Genomic DNA, 20,474 nt, shown 5'->3' with positions numbered 1-20,474 from the left:
CGTCGTTGATCACGACGAGGGAATCCGTTGGCTCGCATAAACGTCCGTCTTGCCATTTTGCATAGAGACGCTATTTATGTTTGCCAATCGAGACAAATTTTAAATCTTCTTGGCCCGCAAAATTCACCGGCAGACGAATAATCTTATTCGTCTGTCCGTTGCTCGTTTATGTGTGATCATGTGCGCGAACTGCGCAATGTGATGGAACTCAGGATGAGGCTGAAGGTGTGACTGAAAGTCAGCCGCACCGCCCGCGGTGTAAATTACGGAAACAACAAGACCGCTGAGCGCGGCCTTGTCTTGTCGGTTCCGGCGTCAGTCGTCCTTGGCGCCGGCAATGCCTAGTTCCTGAATCTTGCGCGTGATGGTATTGCGTCCGATGCCGAGACGTACCGCGGCATCGTTCTTGCGTCCATGGGTATGACGCAATGCAATTTTGATCAAGGCCGATTCAAATTGCCGGCCCAGCACATCCATCACATCGGCGTCGCCATTGATGAGCATTTGCGCAGCTTCAATTTCGAGCAAAGCGATCCAGCTTTGCTTTTCGCTTTGCTTTTCGCTTTGCATTTCGCCACTGATTGCGACTTGCCCCAGCGGCGTCGACACCTCTGGATATTGCGTGGCGGCGGCTGGCGCTGCAAGATGCGGATCGAACGCTACCGGCCGGCTGGCCGGGCTTTCCAGCTGCAGGCTTTGATCGTGGCCGCCGACCAGATCTTGCGGCAAATCCTTGATCTCGACGGTCTGGCCAGGCGCCATCACGGTAATCCAGTTGCACAGGTTTTCCAACTGGCGGACGTTGCCCGGCAAATCCAGACCGCTCATGAAACGCATGGCGTTATCGGATACCCGCTTGCTTTCGACACCGAGTTGTTTGGCGCTCTGGCTAAGGAAGTAGCGCGTCAGGATCGGGATGTCTTCGCGCCGCTCGCGCAAGCTCGGCAGGCGCAGCCTGATCACATTCAAACGGTGATACAAGTCTTCCCGGAACAGACCCTCACGGACCCGCGTCTCCAGGTTCTGGTGGGTCGCTGCGATAACGCGGACGTTAGCTTTCAATGACTGATGTCCGCCCACCCGGTAGAAATGGCCATCCGATAAAACCCGCAGCAAGCGGGTCTGCAAATCAAACGGCATGTCGCCGATTTCATCCAGGAACAAGGTGCCGCCTTCGGCTTGTTCAAAGCGGCCGCGGCGCGATGCCTGGGCGCCGGTAAATGCGCCGCGCTCATGGCCGAACAATTCCGACTCCAGCAAATCCTTCGGAATCGCCGCGGTGTTAAGGGCGATGAACGGCTGCGCCGCGCGCGGGCTATGCTTGTGCAAGGCGCGCGCCACCAGCTCTTTACCGGTACCCGATTCGCCGGTGATCAGCACCGTCACATTCGATTGCGACAAGCGGCCGATGGCGCGAAATACGTCCTGCATCGCCGGCGCCTGTCCCAGGATTTCCGGCGTCTCGGCAGACGCTTGCTCGACATTCGCCTCGCGCAAACTTTCTTCCAGCGCACGCCGGATCAGTTCGACTGCCTTGTCGACATCAAACGGCTTGGCCAGGTATTCAAACGCGCCGCCCTGAAATGCGGCAACGGCGGAATCGAGATCGGAAAAAGCGGTGATGATAATCACCGGCACGCCGGGAAACTTGGCTTTGACGGTCTGCAACAACTCCAGGCCGGAAGCGCCAGGCATGCGGATATCGGACACCAGCACCTGCGGTGTGCTCGATTGCAGCGCTTCGATTGCATCGCGCGCATTGGAGAAACTCTTGGTAGTCAGGTTTTCGCGGGCCAGCGCTTTTTCAAGCACCCATCGAATCGATTCGTCGTCGTCAACAATCCAGATTGGTTTCATGTGGTTTCTGCTGCGTCAAGAACGCAGTCCTTTAAACTGTTTGTCATCGCGATGAAAACCGCCATATCAAATTGCCGATCTTGCAGGCAGCCATCAAGGTAGCGGTATCAGAATTCTGAAATCTGTATATCCCGGCCGGCTTTCGCATTCGATGACACCCATGTGCTGTTGCACAAAGGTTTGCGCCAGCGTCAAACCCAAACCGCTGCCGCCATCGCGTCCCGATACCAGCGGATAGAAAATGCGTTCCTGAATCTCGGCCGGGATGCCAGGTCCATTGTCGATGATATGCAAGTCTAGTGCCAGCCGGTAACGCACCTTGGCCAAGGTCACTTGCCGCACTACCCGGCTCTGGAAAACCAGCTCGGCATCGCCCGTTTTGATACGCTCGCTCAGCGCTTGCGCTGCGTTGTGGGCAATATTCAAAATCGCCTGGATCAGTTGTTCCTTGTCGCCGCGGAACTGCGGAATCGACAGATCGTAATCGCGCTTGATGCTCAAGCCGCTTGGAAATTCCGCCACGATCAGGCTGCGCACCCGCTCGCACACCTCATGGATATTGACGTCGCCGACGATCTGCGCCAGCCGGTGCGGCGCCAGCAGACGGTCCACCAGGGTCTGCAGGCGATCGGCTTCCTTGATGATGACTTGCGTGTACTCGCGCAACTCCTTGAGGTGGCGCTCCGGCAGCTCCAGCTCCAGCAACTGGGCGGCGCCGCGGATGCCGCCCAAAGGATTCTTGATTTCGTGCGCCAGGTTACGGATCAGCTCTTTATTGACCTGGCTCTGGTCGATCAGGCGCTCTTCCCGCTCCAGCTTGAGTTGCTGCACATTTTCGCGCAACTCGATCAGCACCGGCATATCAGGGTTGTCGAGGGCGGTGACGATGGTGTCGACCCACAAGGGTTCACGCCCCATGCGTTCCAGGATCAGGTCCTGGCGCGAATCGTCGAATTGATGTTGCAGCGCTTGCTGATAAATCGCAATCAACTGCTCCGGATTCATGAACAGGTCTGACAGGGTCTGCTGCAACAGCAGGCGGCAGGAGCTTTCCAGCAGATTTTCCGCAGCGGCGTTGGCAAACACCAGGCGGCCGTGCTGATCCAGCACCAGTACTGCGGACGCCAGCAGATCAAGGCTGGCAAGTGCGTGCCGTTCGGTGGTTTTTATTGACATCCTGGCATCCTTATTAAAAAGCCTGGTCCAGGCAGAGCGTGGTGGCGCCAGCGTCGGGAAGCACGCTCGGCACCCCATGGCATCTCGACGTCGTTAACACTGTCTTCGTGATTGAAATGGTGCATTTTCCGAGCATAACAAGCTTTGTAGGCAATGTCGGTGGGTAACATGCAGAATCGCCACATTATGGTGCGTCCGGCCCTGGCATTATCTTGGAGTCAGTCGGGCTTAGGGGATCGAAGCGAAAAAAATAACTGAGCGAGGACAGATTTTGCCGGATTCGCAGTGTCAATAGCCTAGCTATTGACCAAGAAGCTGGTGAAATATGGTCCGCTCAGATATTTTTGCAGCCGATCACCTAAGTCCGACTGACTCCTATACCGATAGGCAAAAATAAAGGCCGCAGTAGCGGCCTTATGGATCAAGCAAGGTTGATACCATGCGCGGTATTACTTGAGATTCGACAGTTCCCGGTTGAGGGCATCGATATTTTTCTCGCTGCGGGCAATATCTTCTTTCATCGACGCCACCCGTTCCTGGTATTTGGCGTAATTGCGTTCGTTGCCTTGCCGATCCGGCGTGCCATCGTTGTATTCCTTCTTGAGATTGGCCAGGCGCTCCTGCTCATTCCTCATCTCATCCTGCAGGATCTGGCGGCGATCGTTGTCGCGCGCCTTTTGCGTGCCGTTATCCACCTTCGGGAAATCAGACGGCGTTGATGCTGCCGGCTTGCTGGAAGCCGCGCCTCCGCCCCCGCTCGGCTTGCTGGACGAAGTAGTCACAGTCAACGGCGGCAAACTGACACGTTTGCAACCTTTGGTATCGCCGGTGTTCTTGTATTCCTTGACGCCGTTCTGGTCAACACACAGAAAGACTTCGCTTTGGGCGTGGACGGTGGCGCTGAACGTGCCGCCGAACATGCTGACGGCAGCCAACAGCAGGAAACCCCGGGGAAAACGTAACGTAGGACGCAACATTGGACGCATCATAGGCTGCTTCATAGACTTTCTTCGCAATTCAATCGTCAATCGAGACGCTAGTTTATGTCAAGAAACTTCCAATGACAAACCATCCTTCACAATATAAATTACGACACGTTGATAAAGAAAACAAGCATGTAAAAAAAACAAAAGGACAGGAAAAATCTCCTGTCCTTTTTTATCTTGCCGGTCAGCCTTGCACAAGGCAAGGCAGCCCTTCAAAACTTACGAATCAACTTATGACTTATACCGAATAGTACATGTCGAATTCGATCGGGTGCGTCGTCATGCGGAAGCGTTGAACTTCTTGCATTTTCAAGTCCAGGTAAGCATCGATCATGCTGTCGCTGAATACGCCGCCACGGGTCAGGAACTCGCGATCCTTGTCCAGTGCTTCCAGAGCTTCTTCCAGCGAAGCGCAAACGGTAGGGATCAGTTTGTCTTCTTCTGGTGGCAGATGGTACAGATCTTTCGATGCTGCCTCGCCTGGATGGATCTTGTTCTGCACGCCGTCCAGACCAGCCATCAGCAATGCCGAGAAGCACAGGTACGGGTTAGCCAGCGGATCCGGGAAACGGGTTTCGATACGACGGCCCTTTGGATTCGCCACGTGCGGAATACGGATCGAAGCCGAACGGTTACGCGCCGAGTAAGCCAGCTTGACCGGTGCTTCGTAACCTGGAACCAGACGCTTGTACGAGTTGGTGCCTGGGTTGGTGATCGCGTTCAGCGCCTTAGCATGCTTGATGATGCCGCCGATGTAGAACAGCGCGAATTCGGACAGGCCGGCATAGCCGTCGCCAGCAAACAGGTTCTTGCCGTCTTTCCAGACCGATTGATGCACGTGCATGCCGGAACCGTTGTCGCCAACGATAGGCTTAGGCATGAAAGTAGCGGTCTTGCCGTAAGTGTGGGCAACGTTCCAGATCACATATTTCATGTTCTGGGTCCAGTCGGCGCGCTCGACCAGCGTCGAGAACTTGGTGCCGATTTCATTTTGGCCGGCGCCAGCCACTTCGTGGTGATGCACTTCAACCGGGATGCCCAGCGATTCCAGGATCAGGCACATTTCCGAACGCATGTCTTGGAAGCTGTCGACCGGTGGCACTGGGAAATAGCCGCCCTTGACGGTTGGACGATGGCCGGTGTTGCCGCCTTCGAGCTTGGCGCCGGTGCTCCAGGAAGCTTCTTCGGAACCGATCTTGACGAAGCAGCCCGACATGTCGGAGCCCCAACGGACGTCGTCGAAAATGAAGAATTCTGGTTCTGGACCGAAATAGGCAGTATCGCCCAGGCCGGAAGATTTCAGATAGGCTTCAGCGCGCTTGGCGATCGAACGCGGGTCGCGGTCGTAGCCCTTGCCGTCGGATGGTTCGATCACGTCACATTGCATGAACAATGTGGTTTCTTCCATGAACGGGTCGATGTTGGCGGTGTTCGGGTCCGGCATCAACAACATGTCGGAAGCTTCAATACCCTTCCAACCAGCAATAGAAGAACCGTCAAATGCATGACCCGACTCAAATTTATCGATATCGAAATGAGAGACCGGAACAGTTACGTGCTGCTCCTTGCCTTTGGTGTCAGCGAAGCGAAAATCAACGAATTTGACTTCGTTGTCTTTTGCCATTTTCAAGACTTCTGCGGCCGTCATTGCCATGTGAATCTCCTAAATTAATGAAAGTACTGCATTTTTAAATTGTGTGACCTGCTCAAGATCTGTTGCACGCGGATCTCAGCGTCGCAGTAACATCATGGACAGGTAGTGAGCATCCTCAGACCGGACAGCAATTCAGTACGACCAGAACTCAGTGCAGGATGATAGCAGAATCCATGCCACCATCCGTTTGTGAGATAGTGCTTATTTGGTCTGGTAATTTGCTTGTTTGGAAGGCTTTATTTACCTTTTCACACTGTTAGCCTTGCCATTGCAACAATATCGAATCACCAATCAGGTGCAATGAAAAATGAAAGCACCATTTTTGTGCAAGCAATCAGGTAAATCACTAATTCGCACCAATTAAGTGCGAATAAGGCTAAGTTAAGATTTAAATTAATCACCAACACGAAATCGAATTCTCCAGGAGAAATGCCATGCCTAGCAGTAACGAAATCCTGACCACTGCCAAACAACGTGGTCAAAATGATCACCTGCCCTATGCCGGTGCCGTCACGCCAAGCGAGGCCTTCTCTTTATTGGAAAGCGATGTCGCGACGATCCTGGTGGATGTCCGCACCAATGCTGAGCGCGACTGGGTCGGCCGGGTAGCGATTCGCGAGTCGCAGCATGCCGCGGTGCAATGGTCGCAATATCCCGGCGGCGTGCAGAATCCAGACTTCCTGGCGCAACTGGCGCAGGTTGCGGAAAAAGGGACGCCTTTGTTGTTCCTGTGCCGCTCCGGCGTGCGCTCGCAACATGCGGCCAAGCTGGCCACCGAACACGGTTACAGCAATTGCTTCAATATTCTGGAAGGTTTTGAAGGCGATAAGGATAACAACGGCCATCGTAAAAACGTCAATGGCTGGTGCAAGGCAGGGTTGCCTTGGTCGGGTGCCTGAGGTTGTTTCCCAGGCGTTGATTCAGGCTTTCTGATAAGCCAGTATTCGGTTCTCATATTTCTGGTCTTCGAATACGTGCCAGGCAGTACCGATGTCGACGAAGCCGTAGGCGCGGTAGAAGGCCAGCGCCTGTACATTGCCGGCCCAGGCCCTAAGCCAGAGCCTGGTGCCGACGTTATCGATCGCGTGCCCCAACAGCGCGCGGCCGATGCCGCGCCCGTGAAAATGTTCCTGCACGTATAGCGTGTCGACCTCAATCCCGCCGAAATTTGCTTCGTCACAGCGCGAATCCAGATCGAGCAGGATATACCCAAGCAGATTTTCTCCGTCCGCTTTCACAAACAGCCGGTAATCGGGATCGGCAATGATCTCGCGGAAATACTCCGGCGTAAAGGTAGACATCACCTCACGCGCCAGGTCATCGCTGACGCCTTCGGTGGCATAGGTGTGCAGCCAGACCTGGACCGACAGCGCGGTCAGGCTCATGCAATCGGCGTCTACCGCGTTACGAATCACGTTAACCCTTCATGCGCGCAAGCGATGCAATCGCTACCCGCGCCGCCGCCAGGTCCCAGGCGGCCTGGCCGACGGTCTTGTACACCGGCAGCAGTGCCTGCTGGGTAAAGCCATGGGCCAGCACGTCGGGTAATTCAACCACTTTGCTCCAGTCGACCTGCGCTTGCAGCAAATCGCCAGCTTCATGTTTGGCGCCGGCCAGGCAGTCGACTACCACGGTGCGGCTGTGCAAAAGCTCGGCCGGGAACTCCACCATATCCGGTTTGAAGGCGCCTACGCCGATCGCCAACGTGGTCGCGGCGATATTGGCAGGAATCACGGCTGTGCGCGAAGTGGTCAACGCTATCAGGACATCCGTATGCGGCAAATCAGTGGCCAGCGTCGCGACGTCCAGCGGCTTGATTGCGATATGCGGATGACGCACCAGCAAGGCATCGCAAAATGCCTGGGTCTTTTGCATATCGCGCGCTGCCACCCAAAATTCATTGACGCCAAAATATTCGACCAGGCCGTCGGCATGCGCGATGGCTTGCACTCCGGTGCCGATCAGCAATGCGGATTTCGGTTTGAACGGCAGCAAGGCTTCGATGCCGAGCAAACTTACCGCGGCAGTCCGGCGTGCTGTAACGGTAGGACCATGCAACAGCGCCAGGCGGCGGCCGCTGGCGGCATCGAACACTACCACTTCACCCTGAATCGCCGGCAGCTGGTACTGCGCGTTATTGGCATGCACGGTGATCAGCTTGGTCATGCCGATATCGGCAGCGATGGCGGGCATGCATAACAGCACGCTAGCCTTGTCGATTTCCACCACCATGCGTTCGGGCGCGTTGATCTTGCTTTCACGCAGTTGCTGCGCAACCGCTACCAGTGCGGGCACCAGCTCGGAATAAGGCAGAGCGGCGGCGGTGCTTTCGGCGTCGAGAATTTGCATGTTGTTTTGACGAAAAAAAAGAATCGGCGCAAATCAGCGCAAGAAAAACCCTTGCGGGAACGGATCGCTATCTTCCAGCACCCACTGGTTGAAACCCATGATATGGGCGTTGCCGGTGACTTCGGTATGCACCGCATCGAATTCGCCGACTTTGGCAGTGCCGGTCACCCGCACCTTGAAACAACTGCCGACAATGCTTTCATTCACCAATGTCTGATTCAAGGCCAGCTTCTGCCGCAGGAACAATTGCGCGGCGCGGCCCGAGGTGCCGGTGCCGGTCGGCGAACGGTCTACTTCGCGGTCGGCAAAGATGCAGACATTAGCTTGATCCGCATTCGGATCATTCGGCGCGCCATCGATGATGGTGCCGTACAAGGTATCCAGGCCGGGCTCCAGCGGGTGCTGGATCTTGACTTTATCCTTGACCGCCTGCTTGGTTTCCGCGCCCAGCTGGATCAGGTTGCGCACCTGCTCCGGCTTGATCTTGAGCCCGGTCTGATCGGCATTCATGTAGTAGTAGAAAGCTCCGCCGAAAACGATGTCGCCGGTGACTTTGCCAAAGCTCGGGGTCTCGACCTCGACATCGCGCTGATAGATAAATGCCGGCACATTGCGGAACGTAACGGCGCCGGCGCGCATGCCGTCCCACTCGACCTGCGCTTCGATGAAGCCGGCGGGAGTATCAAAGCCGATGCGCGTCAACGGTATCGTACGTTCCACATGATTGAGTTCCACCAGCACCTTGCCGAGCGCGATGATGCCGTGTCCGCACATGTCGCTATAACCTTCGTTATGGATGAAGATCACGCCGAAATCGGCGGCCGGCGTCACTGGCGGCAACAGATACGCACCGTACATGTCGGCATGGCCGCGCGGCTCGTTCATCAGGAACTGGCGGACGTCGTCGCGCTGTGCCTTGAGCCAGCTGCGGCGTTCGAGAATCGTCTTGCCCGGCACCGGCGGCAAGCCGGAAATGACGATGCGCAACGGCTCACCGCCGGTGTGTGCATCTACCGTGTGTATGGTGCGTGTGTAACTTAGCATGGGGAGTTTGTTTGAAGAGAATTGCGAATATCGTGTTGGGTGGGCATCGGTGTTCGTGCGTGAACCGGGATGCCCTGCCTGTGTCTGCACCGCGTGGGAAAAAAATCTTGCCCACCCTACCTGACTGCTGGATGTAGGGTGGACACGTATGCCCACGCGGCGCTGGTTAGTAGCTGATTAGTAGCTGGTCAGCGCTTCCGGCACGCCGGCCTTGAAGCGATAAACCGTTACCGGCGATTGCTTCAGATCGTGGTTGGCGTCGAATTCATAAGAGCCGGCTACACCCTTGTAGTGAATTTTTTCCATCGCCGATACATATTGCTTGGGCTCTACCGAATTGGCTGCCTTCATCGCCTGCGCGATCAGCATCATGCCGTCGTAGAACGATGCTGCATAGGTTTCCGCAGGACGGTTGTAACGCTTCTGGTAGTCCGCTGCGAAAACTTTGCCTGAAGCGAGCTTGTCCAGCAAGGCGCCGCCCTGTGTGCAATACACCTGGTCGGTAATCGCATCGCCGCCCAGACGGCCCATTTCCGGCGAGCAGATGCCATCGCCGCCCAGGAACATGGCGCTCACGCCCAGCTGTTTCATCTGGCGTGTCATCGGGCCGCCCTGTGGTGCATAGCCGCCGTAGAAAATCGCGTCAGGTTTCTTGGCCTTGATGCTGGTCAGGATAGCGGTGAAGTCGGTCGCCTTGTCATTGGTGAAGTCGTTGCCGAGCACCTTGATGCCGTTGGCTTTGGCGACTTTCGAAAACTCTTCCGCCAGGCCTTGGCCGTATGCAGTGCGGTCATCGATGATCGCGACTGTCTTGACCTTCAGCTCCTTGGCCGCATACAGCGCCATCTTGCCGCCCAGCTGGCTATCGCTGGCCGCTACCCGGAATACCGAGTGAAAGCCTTGCAAAGTCACCTTTGGATTGGAGGCAACGGTGCCCATCACGATGCCGGCGTCGTTATAGACGCGCGATGCAGGAATCGTAACGCCCGAGTTGTATGGGCCGACCACTGCCTTGACGCCCATGTCGACCAGCTTTTGCGCTACGCTGACGCCGGAACGCGGATCAGCCTGGTCGTCTTCCATCTGGGCGACGAACTTGATTTTCTTGCCGCCGATAACCATGCCCTGGGTATTCAGCTTATCGATCGCCATGGCCAGGCCGCCCTGGTTGTCGCGGCCGGCAGATGCCTGGGGGCCGGTCAGCGGGCTGCTGAAACCGATTTTTATTTCTTGTGTCTCCTGCGCCATTGCGAGCGCTGGGAATGCAGCCATCATAACCATCATCAGTTTGGTCCGTGCGTACATGGCGTATCCTTTCGTCTGTCTTTAGTAATAGTGTTTTTTTAATAATAGCACCCATCGTCAGACGTGGGTGCCAAGGACGTCTCTTGCAGATCGAATCCTAGCAGGGACGCCGCCACATTAAATTCTTTTATGGGGCGGGTTCTCCGTAGATTCGATGGCAAAATGACGCGACCCAACTAGGATTTTAGGTGCTATCCGGCGGCGAAGGAAACAAATTGAAGGTAGGCGAAGATAAGTTGAGAGCAGGCGTGATATGCAGGCCAGGTCGGCGCTGGTCAGTGGCAATCGGGTACGTTCTGGTCCAGGTAGACTTCGAAAGCAACGTTATTGATCCATTTTTTTCGATTGTCGGCCCAGTAGCCGCTATCGCTCCACGCGTTGTTCAGTTGCTGCAGATAGGCAGCCAGCGCGATATCTACCGGCCTGACCGCGAAAGTCAGCGTGGCCGGGCGGCCATCCAGCGGCAAACTGGCTGAAAATTTCTTCCATTCTGGCAGATCAAGCATGCCGTTCATGACAGTATCGTCATGCACCGCGGCGTCGCAGCCGCCGGTTCTGAGCGCCAGCAATGCATCGGCCGGCGCTCTAACTACTTTTTCGACTGCGCCATAGCCCGCCGCCATGCTGCCCACATAGGCTCCGCCTTGCGCCACACATATGCTGCGGCCGCGCAGTTGCGCCAAACGCCTGATGTCGGTATCGCTGCGCATGATCAGTTTGGGACGTGCCTGATAGCTGGTCGGCAGCAATGTTGCACTCGCGCGCAGCGCGTCGGCATCGGCCTGTTTCAGATTCAGTAGCAACAGATCGACTTTGCCCTGTGCCAGCAGTTGCTGCCGATTCTGCGCCGTCACTTTTACTGTGCGCACCGTGACGCCCAGGCGATGCGCCAGATCGTCGGCGGCCGCGTTGTAGAAACCGTCCGGAGTCCGATACTTTATGCCCGCTGCATGTTCCGGCACGACATAGCTGACGCCAACCACCAATTGACCGCGTTGTTTGATCTGCTGCAAGTTGGCCGCTGTAGCACTGACCTGCAATGTACAGGCCAGCAGCAGAAGCGCGAATCGGAGGGATGAAAACGACGGCAGGATAGTCATTGGTCACGAATCAAACGATCAGACGTACTGGTAGCGCAACACCCTGTGCTTCAGGTTTTCCAGGATCAACTGGTCGATCAGCGCCGCCAGGATCGCAATCGCGAGAATATTGGTCATCACACCGACCATGTCCGCAGTTTCACCGGCATAGGCCAGGGTGCGTCCCAGCCCTTTGCCGAAGCCGATCAGCATTTCCGCCGAAATCAAGGCGCGCCAGGCGTTGCCAAATGCCAGCTGGGCGCCCGTAATCAGTTCCGGCATGACGGCCGGCAAATACACCCGCTTCAACATATCCCAACGCGTTGCGCCCATCACCCTTGCGGCCGAGACATGCACCTGCTGCACGCTTTCGGTGGCATTCATGACGCTGAGCGCGGCCGGAAAAAATGCTGCCAACGCGACCACCACCATGATCGGCAGATTGCCGAAACCCATCAGTATCAGGAACAGCGGCACCCAGGCAATCGATGGAATCGACTGCAGGATGATGATGGCCGACTTCAGGACTTCGCGGAAGAAAAACAAGATCGCGCCGATCAGGCCGAAGCCGATCCCGCACAACATCGCCGCCGCATAACCGCCGCCGAGCCGAGTCAAGCTGCCCCACAGGGCGGTACGGAATTCCGGCGTCAGCGCTTCTTGCCACAAACGCTCCAGCACCGGCAACACGCCCGGCATCAGGAAATCCGGCAAGGACCACGCTGCAATCTGCCACAACAGGAAAATGAACAAAATAGCCAGCAGCATGGCAAGTTTTTTGCGGTAACCGACCAGCCGGCTTTGAGTACTCATAGATAAACCAAAACAATACGTATAGGTTGAAGTGAGGCCGCCCGAGACAGCGCGGCCGGCGATGCCGGATGGTTAAAATCAGTGTTACAGCTTACGGTCCTTTTGCCAGTCCAGGTCGATGATCGCATTGACGTTGAACGGTTTGCCGTCGCGTGTTTTGAGGGAACCCTGCTCTTGCAGGATATTCGCCAGCTCCTGCATCCGCGCCAGTTCCTTGGCGGTCAGCACGGCGCTGAATGTCTGGCTCTTGATCGCATCGCGAATCACCGTTTCGCGCGGCAGGTCGCCATGCTTCAGTGTCTTCAAAGTCGGATCGGCGATGAAATAGCTGGCGATCAGTTTCGATGCTGCCGTTGGATCTTTTTGCAAAAGATCGATCGCTTCGCGTTGCGCGTCCAGCGACTTCCAGACCGCATCACGACGCTTAGCCAAAGTCTCGCCGGAAGTAATCACCACCATGCAAGGGAACGGCCAGACTTCGCCGACTTCATAAATCTGCTTGACCGGCGCCACTAGTTTCGCAATGCTGGCTTGCGGTTCGAACAGGAAGGCGGCATCGACACGCTTGCCTACCAGCGATTGCACCGCCACCTGCGGACTGACGCCGAGAATGTTGACGTCGTCGGCTTTCAAACCGGCGTTCTTGAGCGTCACACCTTTGAGGACGGTATCGGCAGTGCTGCCTTCGGCTTGCGACGCCAGGGTACGCCCTTTTAATCCCGCCACATCCTTGATGCCGCTATCCTCGCGCACCACGATAGCGTGATAACCATGCTGAGCGCCGGCCACCACCTTGAGATCGGCGCCTTTGGAAGCCCAGGCGGCAGCATTGGTGAAGCCCAGCACACCGCTATCAAGCTGGCCGCCGACGATGGCTTTGATCAGGTCGGTGCCGGATTTGAATTCAACCAGTTCTACTTCCAGACCATGCTTCTTGTAGAAACCACCCTCAAAGGCGGCGATCGCCTGCGCGTCGTCCATGACCCGCAGATAACCGATCTTGAATTTCTCGGCGGCGCCGGCCTGGCCTGCCATTGTCAGCAGCAGCGCCGGAATCAGCAATAATGGTTTTAACAACGACGTTAATCGAGTACTGGATTTCATGCGGCAATTCCCTCAAGTTTTTTTGCGAATGCGTCTTGCTCTGCGTGAATTCCGAGCAGGCAAAGAATTTCCCGCCGGGTGGCGGCAAACTCGGATAAATCGTGGGTTTTCTCGTGGTGGTTCAGGTTGAACTCACGCAGCACCTTGGCCGGGCGCGGGCTGAACACCAGAATCCGGTCGGCCAGGAACAGAGCTTCGTCGACGTCGTGCGTCACCAGCAGTACCGTCGGCCGCTCTTCCCGAATCAACTGGCGCAGGGAATCCTGCAAGGTCATGCGGGTCAGCGCATCCAGCGCGCCAAACGGCTCGTCCAGCAGCAACACCTTAGGTTTGGTGATGAAGGCACGCGCCAGCGCGGCGCGTTGCCGCATGCCGCCCGAGACCTGATGTGGATAGTAGGTTTCAAAACCCTGCAGGCTGATTTTAGAAAGCCAGTCGCGCGCTTGCTTACGCGCGTTGGCCTTGCTGACTTTTTGCAACTCCAATGCCAAGGCCACGTTCGCTTCCAGCGTCAGCCACGGATACAGCGCATTCTCCTGGAACATCAACATCCGTTCAGGATGCGGACCTTTGATCGCCTGGCCATCTGCCAATACCGCGCCGCTGCTGGGCGCGCCAAGACCCGCCGCCAGATGCAATAAAGTCGATTTACCGCAGCCGGAAGGACCAACCAGGGCGACCAGTTCGCCTTCTTCGATTTCTCTGCTGAAATCGGCGATCACCGGCAAGCCGGAGAATTGCTTGTTGATATGCTGAAAAGATAACTTCATGGGAAATGGCAGCCTTTGCGTCGTCCGGCAACGCAGGCCTAAGTCGGCTAGCGTATATAAAGTGGATTTTTTATTCACTTTCCACTTTATCGATCAACTTTCCGGCTTACAACAACTTATAACTTCTATGCTTATGCGAAAAACAGATATAGACGCCCGTCATAGCACTATTAACCGCCTCCCGGATTGCCAGCCGCCACCATTTCAGGCAATGCCGTCGGCACGTCCGGATAGCGCAAGCGCACCCCCAATTCGTGCTTGATACGGTTGTTTTGCAAACGGCGCGATTCCGACATAAAGGACAGCAACATCGGCGACACCACTTGTTCCAGCTCGGCACGCGGCAGCCGCGGCGACAACGGCAAGCCGAAAGCCCGGGCTACCAGATCGAAGTATTCCGCCATTTTCAATTGAGAGTCGTCGCTCGCATGGTAGATGCGCAGGGGCGATGCCTTGAAGACGGCCGCTACGATGATGCGCGCCAGGTCGTCGGCGTGAATATGGTTGGTATACACGTCGTCGGCGGCGATCAAGGCCGGGGTGGCCTTTTGCAAACGGGCCAGCGGCAGCCGGTTTGCGGCGTAAATTCCAGGCACGCGCAGAATCGCCAGGCGCCCACTGCGACGCCGTGCCCAGGCTCGCAATACATGCTCGGCATCGACGCGGCGCCTGGCGCGGCCATTGTGCGGGCTCACGGCACGGGTTTCGTCTATCAGCGCACCGGCGCAATCGCCATAGACGCCGGTAGTACTGATGTAAACAAGAGTGGCCCGCTCAGGTAAAATGGCGGCCAGGTTGCGGGTGCGCTGGTCTTTTTCTCCTACGGAATGCGGCGGCGCCAGATGGACGACAGTCTGCGCCAGACGCGCTAAGCGCCCCAATGTTGCCGGTTGATCAAGATCAGCCACCAGCGGAATCGCCCCGGCAGCGCGCAATTCGGCGCAACGGGCAGCCTGGCTGGTTACCGCGAATACGCGAAACCGGTGTTTCAGCAGCGCTACCACGCGTAATCCCACGTCGCCGCAGCCGAGAATCAACAGACGCGGCTTGCCAAGCTTGCCATCGTGGTCATGGTTTTGTTTTATATTTTTCATTACAGGATTGTATGAGTTTTCAGATAACTGTTCAGCCTAGCGGTCGTCAATTCAGCTGCGACGAGGGCGAGACCATTCTCAACGCCGCCATCCGCGCCGGCGTCGGCCTGCCTTACGGTTGTAAAAACGGTGCCTGCAGTTCGTGCAAAGGCAAGTTGCTGAACGGCGACATCACCCACGGCGCCCATCAGGAAAAAGCCCTGCCGGTCAAGGAAGAACAATTGGGCTTTGCCCTGTTCTGCTGCGCCACGCCGCATTCCGACGTTACCATCGAAGCGCGCGAAGTGGCTGGCATTGGCGAATTTCCGATACGCAAAATGCCGACTCGCGTGGTCAAGCTCGACAAGGTGGCCGAGGACGTCATCGTATTGTCGCTGCAATTGCCGGCCAACGAACGCCTGCAGTATCTGGCCGGCCAATACGTCGAATTCATGTTGCGCGATGGCAAACGTCGTAGCTACAGCATGGCTAACGCGCCTTACAAGGATGACTACCTGACGTTGCATATCCGCCACATGCCGGGCGGCTTATTTACCGATCAAGTGTTTTCCACCATGAAAGAGCGCGACATCTTGCGCCTGGAAGGCCCGCTCGGCACATTCTTCCTGCGTGAAGATTCGGACAAGCCGATGGTGCTGCTCGCCTCGGGTACCGGTTTCGCCCCGATCAAGGCCGTGATCGAACAATGCATCCATACCGAATCGCAACGGCCGATCACCTTGTACTGGGGCGGACGCCGCCCGCAGGACCTGTACATGATGGCGCTGTGCGAGGAATGGGCCAGCGCGCTGCCGAACTTCAAGTTCGTGCCGGTGATTTCGAATGCACAGTCGGATGATCAATGGACGGGCCGGAGCGGCTTCGTCCATCAGGCAGTGATTGAGGACATGCCGGATCTGTCCGCCTATCAAGTGTATGCCTGCGGCGCGCCGATCGTGGTGGAATCGGCGCAACGCGACTTTGTCGCCCTGTGCAAGTTGCCGGCCGAAGAGTTTTATGCGGATTCGTTTACGTCGGAAGCCGATCTGGCGGCGTAATACCAAAATTCGTGGGAACAGCCGACAACAACGGCGCAAATATTTTTTGACGCACCACACAAAAGGTCCTAATATTTGCGTCATGAACATGATCAAGACATTGTTGCGACGCCGTAGCCCATTACCTCAGCCTGGTAAGCCGTGCGCGTGACCGTCGATTGATCACGAAGCCACAGGCGATGCCTGTGGTTTTTTTTTGCCCTTAATTTGGAGTAGCCATATGGAACACAGCGTGAAATTCAGCGATTATCCGGTCGACGACCTGATGTACATCACCAACCGCCCTCCTCTGGTGTTTACCGAAGGCGACGGCATGTGGATGACGGATCATGCCGGCAAGCGCTACCTGGATTACCTGCAGGGCTGGGCCGTCAATTCGCTGGGCCACTCGCCGCAGTGCATCCAGGATGCGCTGCTGGAACAATCGAAGAAGATCATCAATCCTTCGCCGGCCTTTTACAATGCGCCGTCGATTGAACTGGCGCGCCTGCTGACCGCCAACTCCTGCTTCGACCGCGTGTTTTTCACCAACAGCGGCGCTGAAGCCAATGAAGGCGCGATCAAGCTGGCGCGCAAATGGGGCAAGAAGAATCCGAACCAGGACGGCCAGAACCGGTTTGAAATCATCACTTTCAACCATAGCTTTCATGGTCGCACCCTGGCCACCATGTCAGCCAGCGGCAAGCCGGGCTGGGATACCATTTTTGCGCCGCAAGTGCCGGGCTTCCCTAAAGCCGAGCTGAACGATCTGGCCAGTGTCGAAAAGCTGATCAACGACAAGACCGTAGCGGTCATGCTGGAGCCGGTACAGGGCGAAAGCGGCGTGATCCCGGCGACCCGCGAATTCATGCAAGGCTTGCGCGAACTGACCAAAAAGCGCGGCATCTTGCTGGTCGTCGACGAAGTGCAATCCGGCATGGGCCGTAGCGGCGAGCTGTTTGCTTATCAATTGTCCGGCATCACCCCGGATATCATGACGCTCGGTAAAGGCATCGGCGGCGGCGTGCCGCTGGCGGCATTATTGGCGCGGGAAGAGATCGCTTGCTTCGAGGCCGGCGACCAGGGTGGTACTTACAATGGCAATCCGTTGATGACGGCGGTCGGCCTGGCGGTGATCAATACCTTGCTGGCGCCTGGCTTCCTGCAGTCGGTAAAAGACAAGGGTGCCTACCTGAGCAGCGAGTTGTTGAAACTTACCGAAAAACACGGACTCGAAGGCGAGCGTGGCGAAGGTTTGTTGCGGGCGTTGAAACTGGGCAGCGACATCGGTCCGCAAATTGTCGATATCGCGCGCGACCTGAATCCGGTCGGCCTGCTGCTCAACTCGCCGCGGCCGAACCTGCTGCGCTTCATGCCATCGCTGAACGTGACGATTGCAGAAATCGACCAGATGATCGCCATGTTGTCGGACGTGATTAGCCAGATCAAGAAGTAAAACTGACCAAGGTGACTACTTAATGACGGCGAGAATGACGATTAGAAATCTCTTTATCTGCTGCCTGGCGTTGTTGCTGGCAGCTTGCGGCGGCACCGGTTTGGTCCGCCCCGGCTCCGCCGACGACACACCTGTCAGCGAAAAGGGCAACGACATCGTCATCTACTCACTGGGCCTGATTGATACCAACTATCGCTTCGGCGGCAAGAACCCGGAAGCCGGGCTCGATTGCAGCGGCATGGTCACTTATGTGTATAAACAGGCGGCGGGACTCAATGTCACCGGTAGCGCGGCAGATATCGCGCGTCAGGGGAGAAGCATTTCCAAGACAGAACTGCGCCCCGGCGATCTGGTTTTTTTCAATACCATGCACCGCGCTTTTTCCCATGTCGGGATTTACATTGGCGATGGCCGTTTCATCAATGCGCCATCGACCAACGGCAAGGTGCGTATCGACCGTCTTGACAATCGTTATTACGCGACGCGCTTTGAGGCTGTGCGCCGGTATTTCGATTGATTGCTTTTGATTGATTGTTGTCGGCTGATTTAAATAAAAAACGCCGTTCCGGCTGATGCTGGAACGGCGTTTTTTTTATGTTGCGTGGGCACTGCATGCCCACCCTGCTTCTTTATTTCTTCTTTGGAATGAACAGGTCGGTGATCGTACCCAGGCCCATTTCAGCCGCAAACATCGGCGTCTCCGACAGCGTCGGATGAGCATGGATGGTCAGCGCCAGATCTTCCAGATCAGCCCCCATTTCCATCGCCAACACGGTTTCCGCCAACAGTTCGCCGGCATTCACACCAACGATACCGGCGCCGATGATGCGTTTTGTGGTCGGATCCCACAACAGCTTGGTCATGCCGTCGTCGCGGCCCATTGCCAGTGCACGGCCGCTTGCCGCCCACGGGAAATTGGCTTTTTCGAAAGGAATACCCTTCGCTTTGGCTTCGGTTTCGGTCAGGCCCATCCAGGCGATTTCCGGATCGGTGTAGGCCACCGAAGGAATCGTCATCGCATCGAATTCAACCTTGTGCCCGGCGATCACTTCAGCTGCAACCTTGGCTTCGTTGGTGGCTTTGTGGGCCAGCATAGGGTCGCCGCAGATATCGCCGATGGCGAAGATGTGCGAAACGTTGGTACGCTGCTGTTTGTCGGCTGGAATGAAGCCGCGCTCGTTGACGATCACGCCAGCTTTTTCAGCTGCGATTTCCTTGCCGTTAGGACGGCGGCCTACGGCCACCAGTACCATATCGTAGAGTTGCGGTTCCGGTGCTGCCGGGGAGCTGCTGTCGGCGCCTTCAAAGGTTGCGCGCAAACCTTCTTTCAAGGCTTCCAGCTTGGTGACCTTGGTTTTCAGGTAAATCGCTTCGTAGCGTTTTTCGATGCGTTTTTGCAGCGGCTTGACAACGTCGCGGTCGGCCGCCGGAATCAAGCCGTCGGCAAATTCGACCACCGTTACTTTGGAACCGAGCGCGTCATACACGCATGCCATTTCCAGGCCGATGATGCCGCCGCCGATGACCAGCAGTTTCTTTGGAATCTGACGCAGTTCCAGCGCGCCGGTGGAATCGATCAGACGCGGATCGCCGTAAGGGAAACCAGGGATTTGGGCAACCGAAGAACCGGCAGCGATAATCGCATTCTTGAAACCGACTACTTTCGGGCCGTCAGCGGTGGCTACCGTGATCGTGTTGGCAGAGCTGAATTCACCCTTGCCGGTCAGCACTTGCACTTTGCGCGCCTTGGACAAGCCGCTCAGGCCACCCGTCAATTTCTTGATGACGCTTTCTTTCCATCCGCGCAAGGCATCGATATCGATTTCCGGCGCCGACATCTTGACGCCGAAATGCGCCATTTCTTCCGCTTCGGTAATCACCTTGGCAGCATGCAAGAGCGCCTTGGATGGAATACAACCGACATTCAGGCAAACCCCGCCGAGGCTAGGATAGCGCTCGATCATCACCACGCTTTGCCCCAAATCGGCAGCGCGGAATGCCGCGGTATAACCGCCAGGACCTGCGCCCAACACCATGGTGTCGCACTCGATATCGACCTTGCCGGCGAAACTGACGGCGGCGGGAGCAGGAACGGTAGCTGCAGGCGCTGCTGCCGGAGCAGCTGCGGCAGGAGTAGCTGCAGCCGTAGCGGGAGCTGATCCAGCTGCACCGGCGGTTTCCAGCAACACGATCAGCGAACCTTCGCTAACCTTGTCACCGACCTTGACCTTGATTTCCTTGATCGTACCAGCCTGGCTCGATGGAATTTCCATGCTGGCCTTGTCCGATTCGACAGTAATCAGCGACTGGTCGACCTTGACGATGTCGCCAACCTTTACCATCAATTCGATGACATCGACTTCCTTGACGTCGCCGATATCCGGCACTTTGATTTCAATCGTGCTGACGGCGCCAGTCGCTGCGGCCGGTGCAGCAGCAGGTGCAGCAGCCGGGGCGGCGGCAGCTGGCGCCACGGCCGGTGCAGCAGCGGGCGCAGCGGATGCTGCGGCACCGGCGGCTTCCAACACCAGAACCAGCGAACCTTCGCTAACCTTGTCGCCTACCTTGACCTTGATTTCCTTGATGACGCCGGCCTGGCTGGAAGGAATCTCCATGCTGGCCTTGTCCGATTCCACCGTGATCAGCGACTGATCGACCTTGACGGTATCACCCACCTTGACCAGCAATTCAATGACTTCTACTTCTTTGACGTCGCCGATATCCGGGACCTTGACTTCAACCATACTCATAGCGTTTGCTCCATGCTCGTT

General features: G+C 56.6%; 18 protein-coding genes. 4 read left to right on the top strand and 14 right to left on the bottom strand.

Annotated elements, in window-relative coordinates:
- Positions 1-315: 315 nt before the first annotated feature.
- The 4 genes from ntrC to glnA form a co-directional block, all read right to left on the bottom strand.
- Complete coding sequence (gene ntrC / locus KHU29_RS18340) at positions 316-1,857, bottom strand: nitrogen regulation protein NR(I) (protein ID WP_211454508.1); 1,542 nt, start codon at positions 1,855-1,857, stop codon at positions 316-318.
- Positions 1,858-1,950: 93 nt separating this feature from the next.
- Positions 1,951-3,033 carry a nitrogen regulation protein NR(II) gene (gene glnL, locus KHU29_RS18335; RefSeq protein ID WP_211454506.1) on the bottom strand — a complete coding sequence of 361 codons (1,083 nt, stop codon included), beginning with the start codon at positions 3,031-3,033 and terminating at the stop codon, positions 1,951-1,953.
- 449 nt (positions 3,034-3,482) lie between these two features.
- Entirely contained in the window at positions 3,483-4,022 is a 540-nt protein-coding gene (locus tag KHU29_RS18330; protein WP_246542232.1) for a DUF4124 domain-containing protein, read from the bottom strand.
- A gap of 235 nt (positions 4,023-4,257) precedes the next feature.
- Complete coding sequence (glnA, locus tag KHU29_RS18325) at positions 4,258-5,673, bottom strand: type I glutamate--ammonia ligase (RefSeq protein WP_211454504.1); 1,416 nt, start codon at positions 5,671-5,673, stop codon at positions 4,258-4,260.
- A gap of 434 nt (positions 5,674-6,107) precedes the next feature.
- Between glnA and KHU29_RS18320 the strand changes: the two genes are divergently transcribed.
- Positions 6,108-6,572 (top strand): rhodanese-like domain-containing protein, encoded by a 465-nt coding sequence (locus tag KHU29_RS18320; protein ID WP_211454502.1) that lies wholly within the window; start codon positions 6,108-6,110, stop codon positions 6,570-6,572.
- Between the two features lie 21 nt (positions 6,573-6,593).
- Here KHU29_RS18320 and KHU29_RS18315 read toward each other — a convergent pair whose 3' ends face one another.
- The 9 genes from KHU29_RS18315 to KHU29_RS18275 form a co-directional block, all read right to left on the bottom strand.
- Positions 6,594-7,088, bottom strand: a complete 495-nt coding sequence (locus KHU29_RS18315) for a GNAT family N-acetyltransferase (RefSeq protein WP_211454500.1) — start codon at positions 7,086-7,088, stop codon at positions 6,594-6,596.
- Position 7,089: 1 nt separating this feature from the next.
- Positions 7,090-8,022 carry a delta(1)-pyrroline-2-carboxylate reductase family protein gene (locus tag KHU29_RS18310; RefSeq protein WP_211454498.1) on the bottom strand — a complete coding sequence of 311 codons (933 nt, stop codon included), beginning with the start codon at positions 8,020-8,022 and terminating at the stop codon, positions 7,090-7,092.
- A gap of 33 nt (positions 8,023-8,055) precedes the next feature.
- Positions 8,056-9,066: a trans-3-hydroxy-L-proline dehydratase gene (lhpH, locus tag KHU29_RS18305; protein WP_211454495.1), complete on the bottom strand. Its 1,011-nt coding sequence runs from the start codon at positions 9,064-9,066 to the stop codon at positions 8,056-8,058.
- Between the two features lie 177 nt (positions 9,067-9,243).
- On the bottom strand, positions 9,244-10,371 hold the full coding sequence (locus tag KHU29_RS18300; RefSeq protein ID WP_211454493.1) for a branched-chain amino acid ABC transporter substrate-binding protein: 1,128 nt from the start codon (positions 10,369-10,371) through the stop codon (positions 9,244-9,246).
- A gap of 275 nt (positions 10,372-10,646) precedes the next feature.
- Entirely contained in the window at positions 10,647-11,471 is an 825-nt protein-coding gene (locus KHU29_RS18295; RefSeq protein ID WP_211454491.1) for a transporter substrate-binding domain-containing protein, read from the bottom strand.
- An 18-nt stretch (positions 11,472-11,489) separates the two neighbouring features.
- Positions 11,490-12,263, bottom strand: a complete 774-nt coding sequence (locus KHU29_RS18290; protein ID WP_211454489.1) for an ABC transporter permease — start codon at positions 12,261-12,263, stop codon at positions 11,490-11,492.
- 84 nt (positions 12,264-12,347) lie between these two features.
- On the bottom strand, positions 12,348-13,298 hold the full coding sequence (locus KHU29_RS18285; RefSeq protein WP_211454538.1) for an ABC transporter substrate-binding protein: 951 nt from the start codon (positions 13,296-13,298) through the stop codon (positions 12,348-12,350).
- Between the two features lie 65 nt (positions 13,299-13,363).
- A complete protein-coding gene (locus tag KHU29_RS18280; protein WP_211454487.1) occupies positions 13,364-14,137 on the bottom strand; it encodes an ABC transporter ATP-binding protein in 774 nt (257 codons plus the stop codon).
- A gap of 170 nt (positions 14,138-14,307) precedes the next feature.
- Complete coding sequence (locus KHU29_RS18275) at positions 14,308-15,231, bottom strand: SDR family oxidoreductase (RefSeq protein ID WP_211454485.1); 924 nt, start codon at positions 15,229-15,231, stop codon at positions 14,308-14,310.
- Between the two features lie 11 nt (positions 15,232-15,242).
- Here KHU29_RS18275 and KHU29_RS18270 point away from each other — a divergent pair, with 11 nt between their 5' ends.
- The 3 genes from KHU29_RS18270 to KHU29_RS18260 all read left to right on the top strand — a co-directional run bounded on the left by KHU29_RS18270 (position 15,243) and on the right by KHU29_RS18260 (position 18,220).
- Positions 15,243-16,268, top strand: a complete 1,026-nt coding sequence (locus tag KHU29_RS18270; protein ID WP_211454483.1) for a CDP-6-deoxy-delta-3,4-glucoseen reductase — start codon at positions 15,243-15,245, stop codon at positions 16,266-16,268.
- A gap of 232 nt (positions 16,269-16,500) precedes the next feature.
- Entirely contained in the window at positions 16,501-17,703 is a 1,203-nt protein-coding gene (locus KHU29_RS18265) for an acetylornithine transaminase (protein ID WP_211454536.1), read from the top strand.
- Positions 17,704-17,737: 34 nt separating this feature from the next.
- On the top strand, positions 17,738-18,220 hold the full coding sequence (locus tag KHU29_RS18260) for a C40 family peptidase (protein WP_246542228.1): 483 nt from the start codon (positions 17,738-17,740) through the stop codon (positions 18,218-18,220).
- A 112-nt stretch (positions 18,221-18,332) separates the two neighbouring features.
- On the opposite strand, the gene lpdA is transcribed toward KHU29_RS18260, so the two are convergent.
- Positions 18,333-20,453 (bottom strand): dihydrolipoyl dehydrogenase, encoded by a 2,121-nt coding sequence (gene lpdA, locus KHU29_RS18255; RefSeq protein ID WP_211454480.1) that lies wholly within the window; start codon positions 20,451-20,453, stop codon positions 18,333-18,335.
- Between the last annotated feature and the right edge of the window lie 21 nt (positions 20,454-20,474).

Source organism: Collimonas antrihumi (assembly GCF_018304965.1).
GTDB lineage: Bacteria > Pseudomonadota > Gammaproteobacteria > Burkholderiales > Burkholderiaceae_D > Collimonas > Collimonas antrihumi.
The sequence above is the reverse complement of the archived record's forward strand: the minus strand, read 5'-3'. Positions and strand labels throughout refer to the sequence as shown.

What these genes read in the sequence shown, in the direction of transcription:
- ntrC (WP_211454508.1), bottom strand. Translation starts at nt 1,857, where the DNA reads ATGAAACCAATCTGGATTGTTGACGACGACGAATCGATTCGATGGGTG.
- glnL (WP_211454506.1), bottom strand. Translation starts at nt 3,033, where the DNA reads ATGTCAATAAAAACCACCGAACGGCACGCACTTGCCAGCCTTGATCTG.
- KHU29_RS18330 (WP_246542232.1), bottom strand. Translation starts at nt 4,022, where the DNA reads ATGATGCGTCCAATGTTGCGTCCTACGTTACGTTTTCCCCGGGGTTTC.
- glnA (WP_211454504.1), bottom strand. Translation starts at nt 5,673, where the DNA reads ATGGCAATGACGGCCGCAGAAGTCTTGAAAATGGCAAAAGACAACGAA.
- KHU29_RS18320 (WP_211454502.1), top strand. Translation starts at nt 6,108, where the DNA reads ATGCCTAGCAGTAACGAAATCCTGACCACTGCCAAACAACGTGGTCAA.
- KHU29_RS18310 (WP_211454498.1), bottom strand. Translation starts at nt 8,022, where the DNA reads ATGCAAATTCTCGACGCCGAAAGCACCGCCGCCGCTCTGCCTTATTCC.
- lhpH (WP_211454495.1), bottom strand. Translation starts at nt 9,066, where the DNA reads ATGCTAAGTTACACACGCACCATACACACGGTAGATGCACACACCGGC.
- KHU29_RS18300 (WP_211454493.1), bottom strand. Translation starts at nt 10,371, where the DNA reads ATGTACGCACGGACCAAACTGATGATGGTTATGATGGCTGCATTCCCA.
- KHU29_RS18295 (WP_211454491.1), bottom strand. Translation starts at nt 11,471, where the DNA reads ATGACTATCCTGCCGTCGTTTTCATCCCTCCGATTCGCGCTTCTGCTG.
- KHU29_RS18290 (WP_211454489.1), bottom strand. Translation starts at nt 12,263, where the DNA reads ATGAGTACTCAAAGCCGGCTGGTCGGTTACCGCAAAAAACTTGCCATG.
- KHU29_RS18285 (WP_211454538.1), bottom strand. Translation starts at nt 13,298, where the DNA reads ATGGCAGGCCAGGCCGGCGCCGCCGAGAAATTCAAGATCGGTTATCTG.
- KHU29_RS18280 (WP_211454487.1), bottom strand. Translation starts at nt 14,137, where the DNA reads ATGAAGTTATCTTTTCAGCATATCAACAAGCAATTCTCCGGCTTGCCG.
- KHU29_RS18275 (WP_211454485.1), bottom strand. Translation starts at nt 15,231, where the DNA reads ATGAAAAATATAAAACAAAACCATGACCACGATGGCAAGCTTGGCAAG.
- KHU29_RS18270 (WP_211454483.1), top strand. Translation starts at nt 15,243, where the DNA reads ATGAGTTTTCAGATAACTGTTCAGCCTAGCGGTCGTCAATTCAGCTGC.
- KHU29_RS18260 (WP_246542228.1), top strand. Translation starts at nt 17,738, where the DNA reads ATGACGATTAGAAATCTCTTTATCTGCTGCCTGGCGTTGTTGCTGGCA.
- lpdA (WP_211454480.1), bottom strand. Translation starts at nt 20,453, where the DNA reads ATGAGTATGGTTGAAGTCAAGGTCCCGGATATCGGCGACGTCAAAGAA.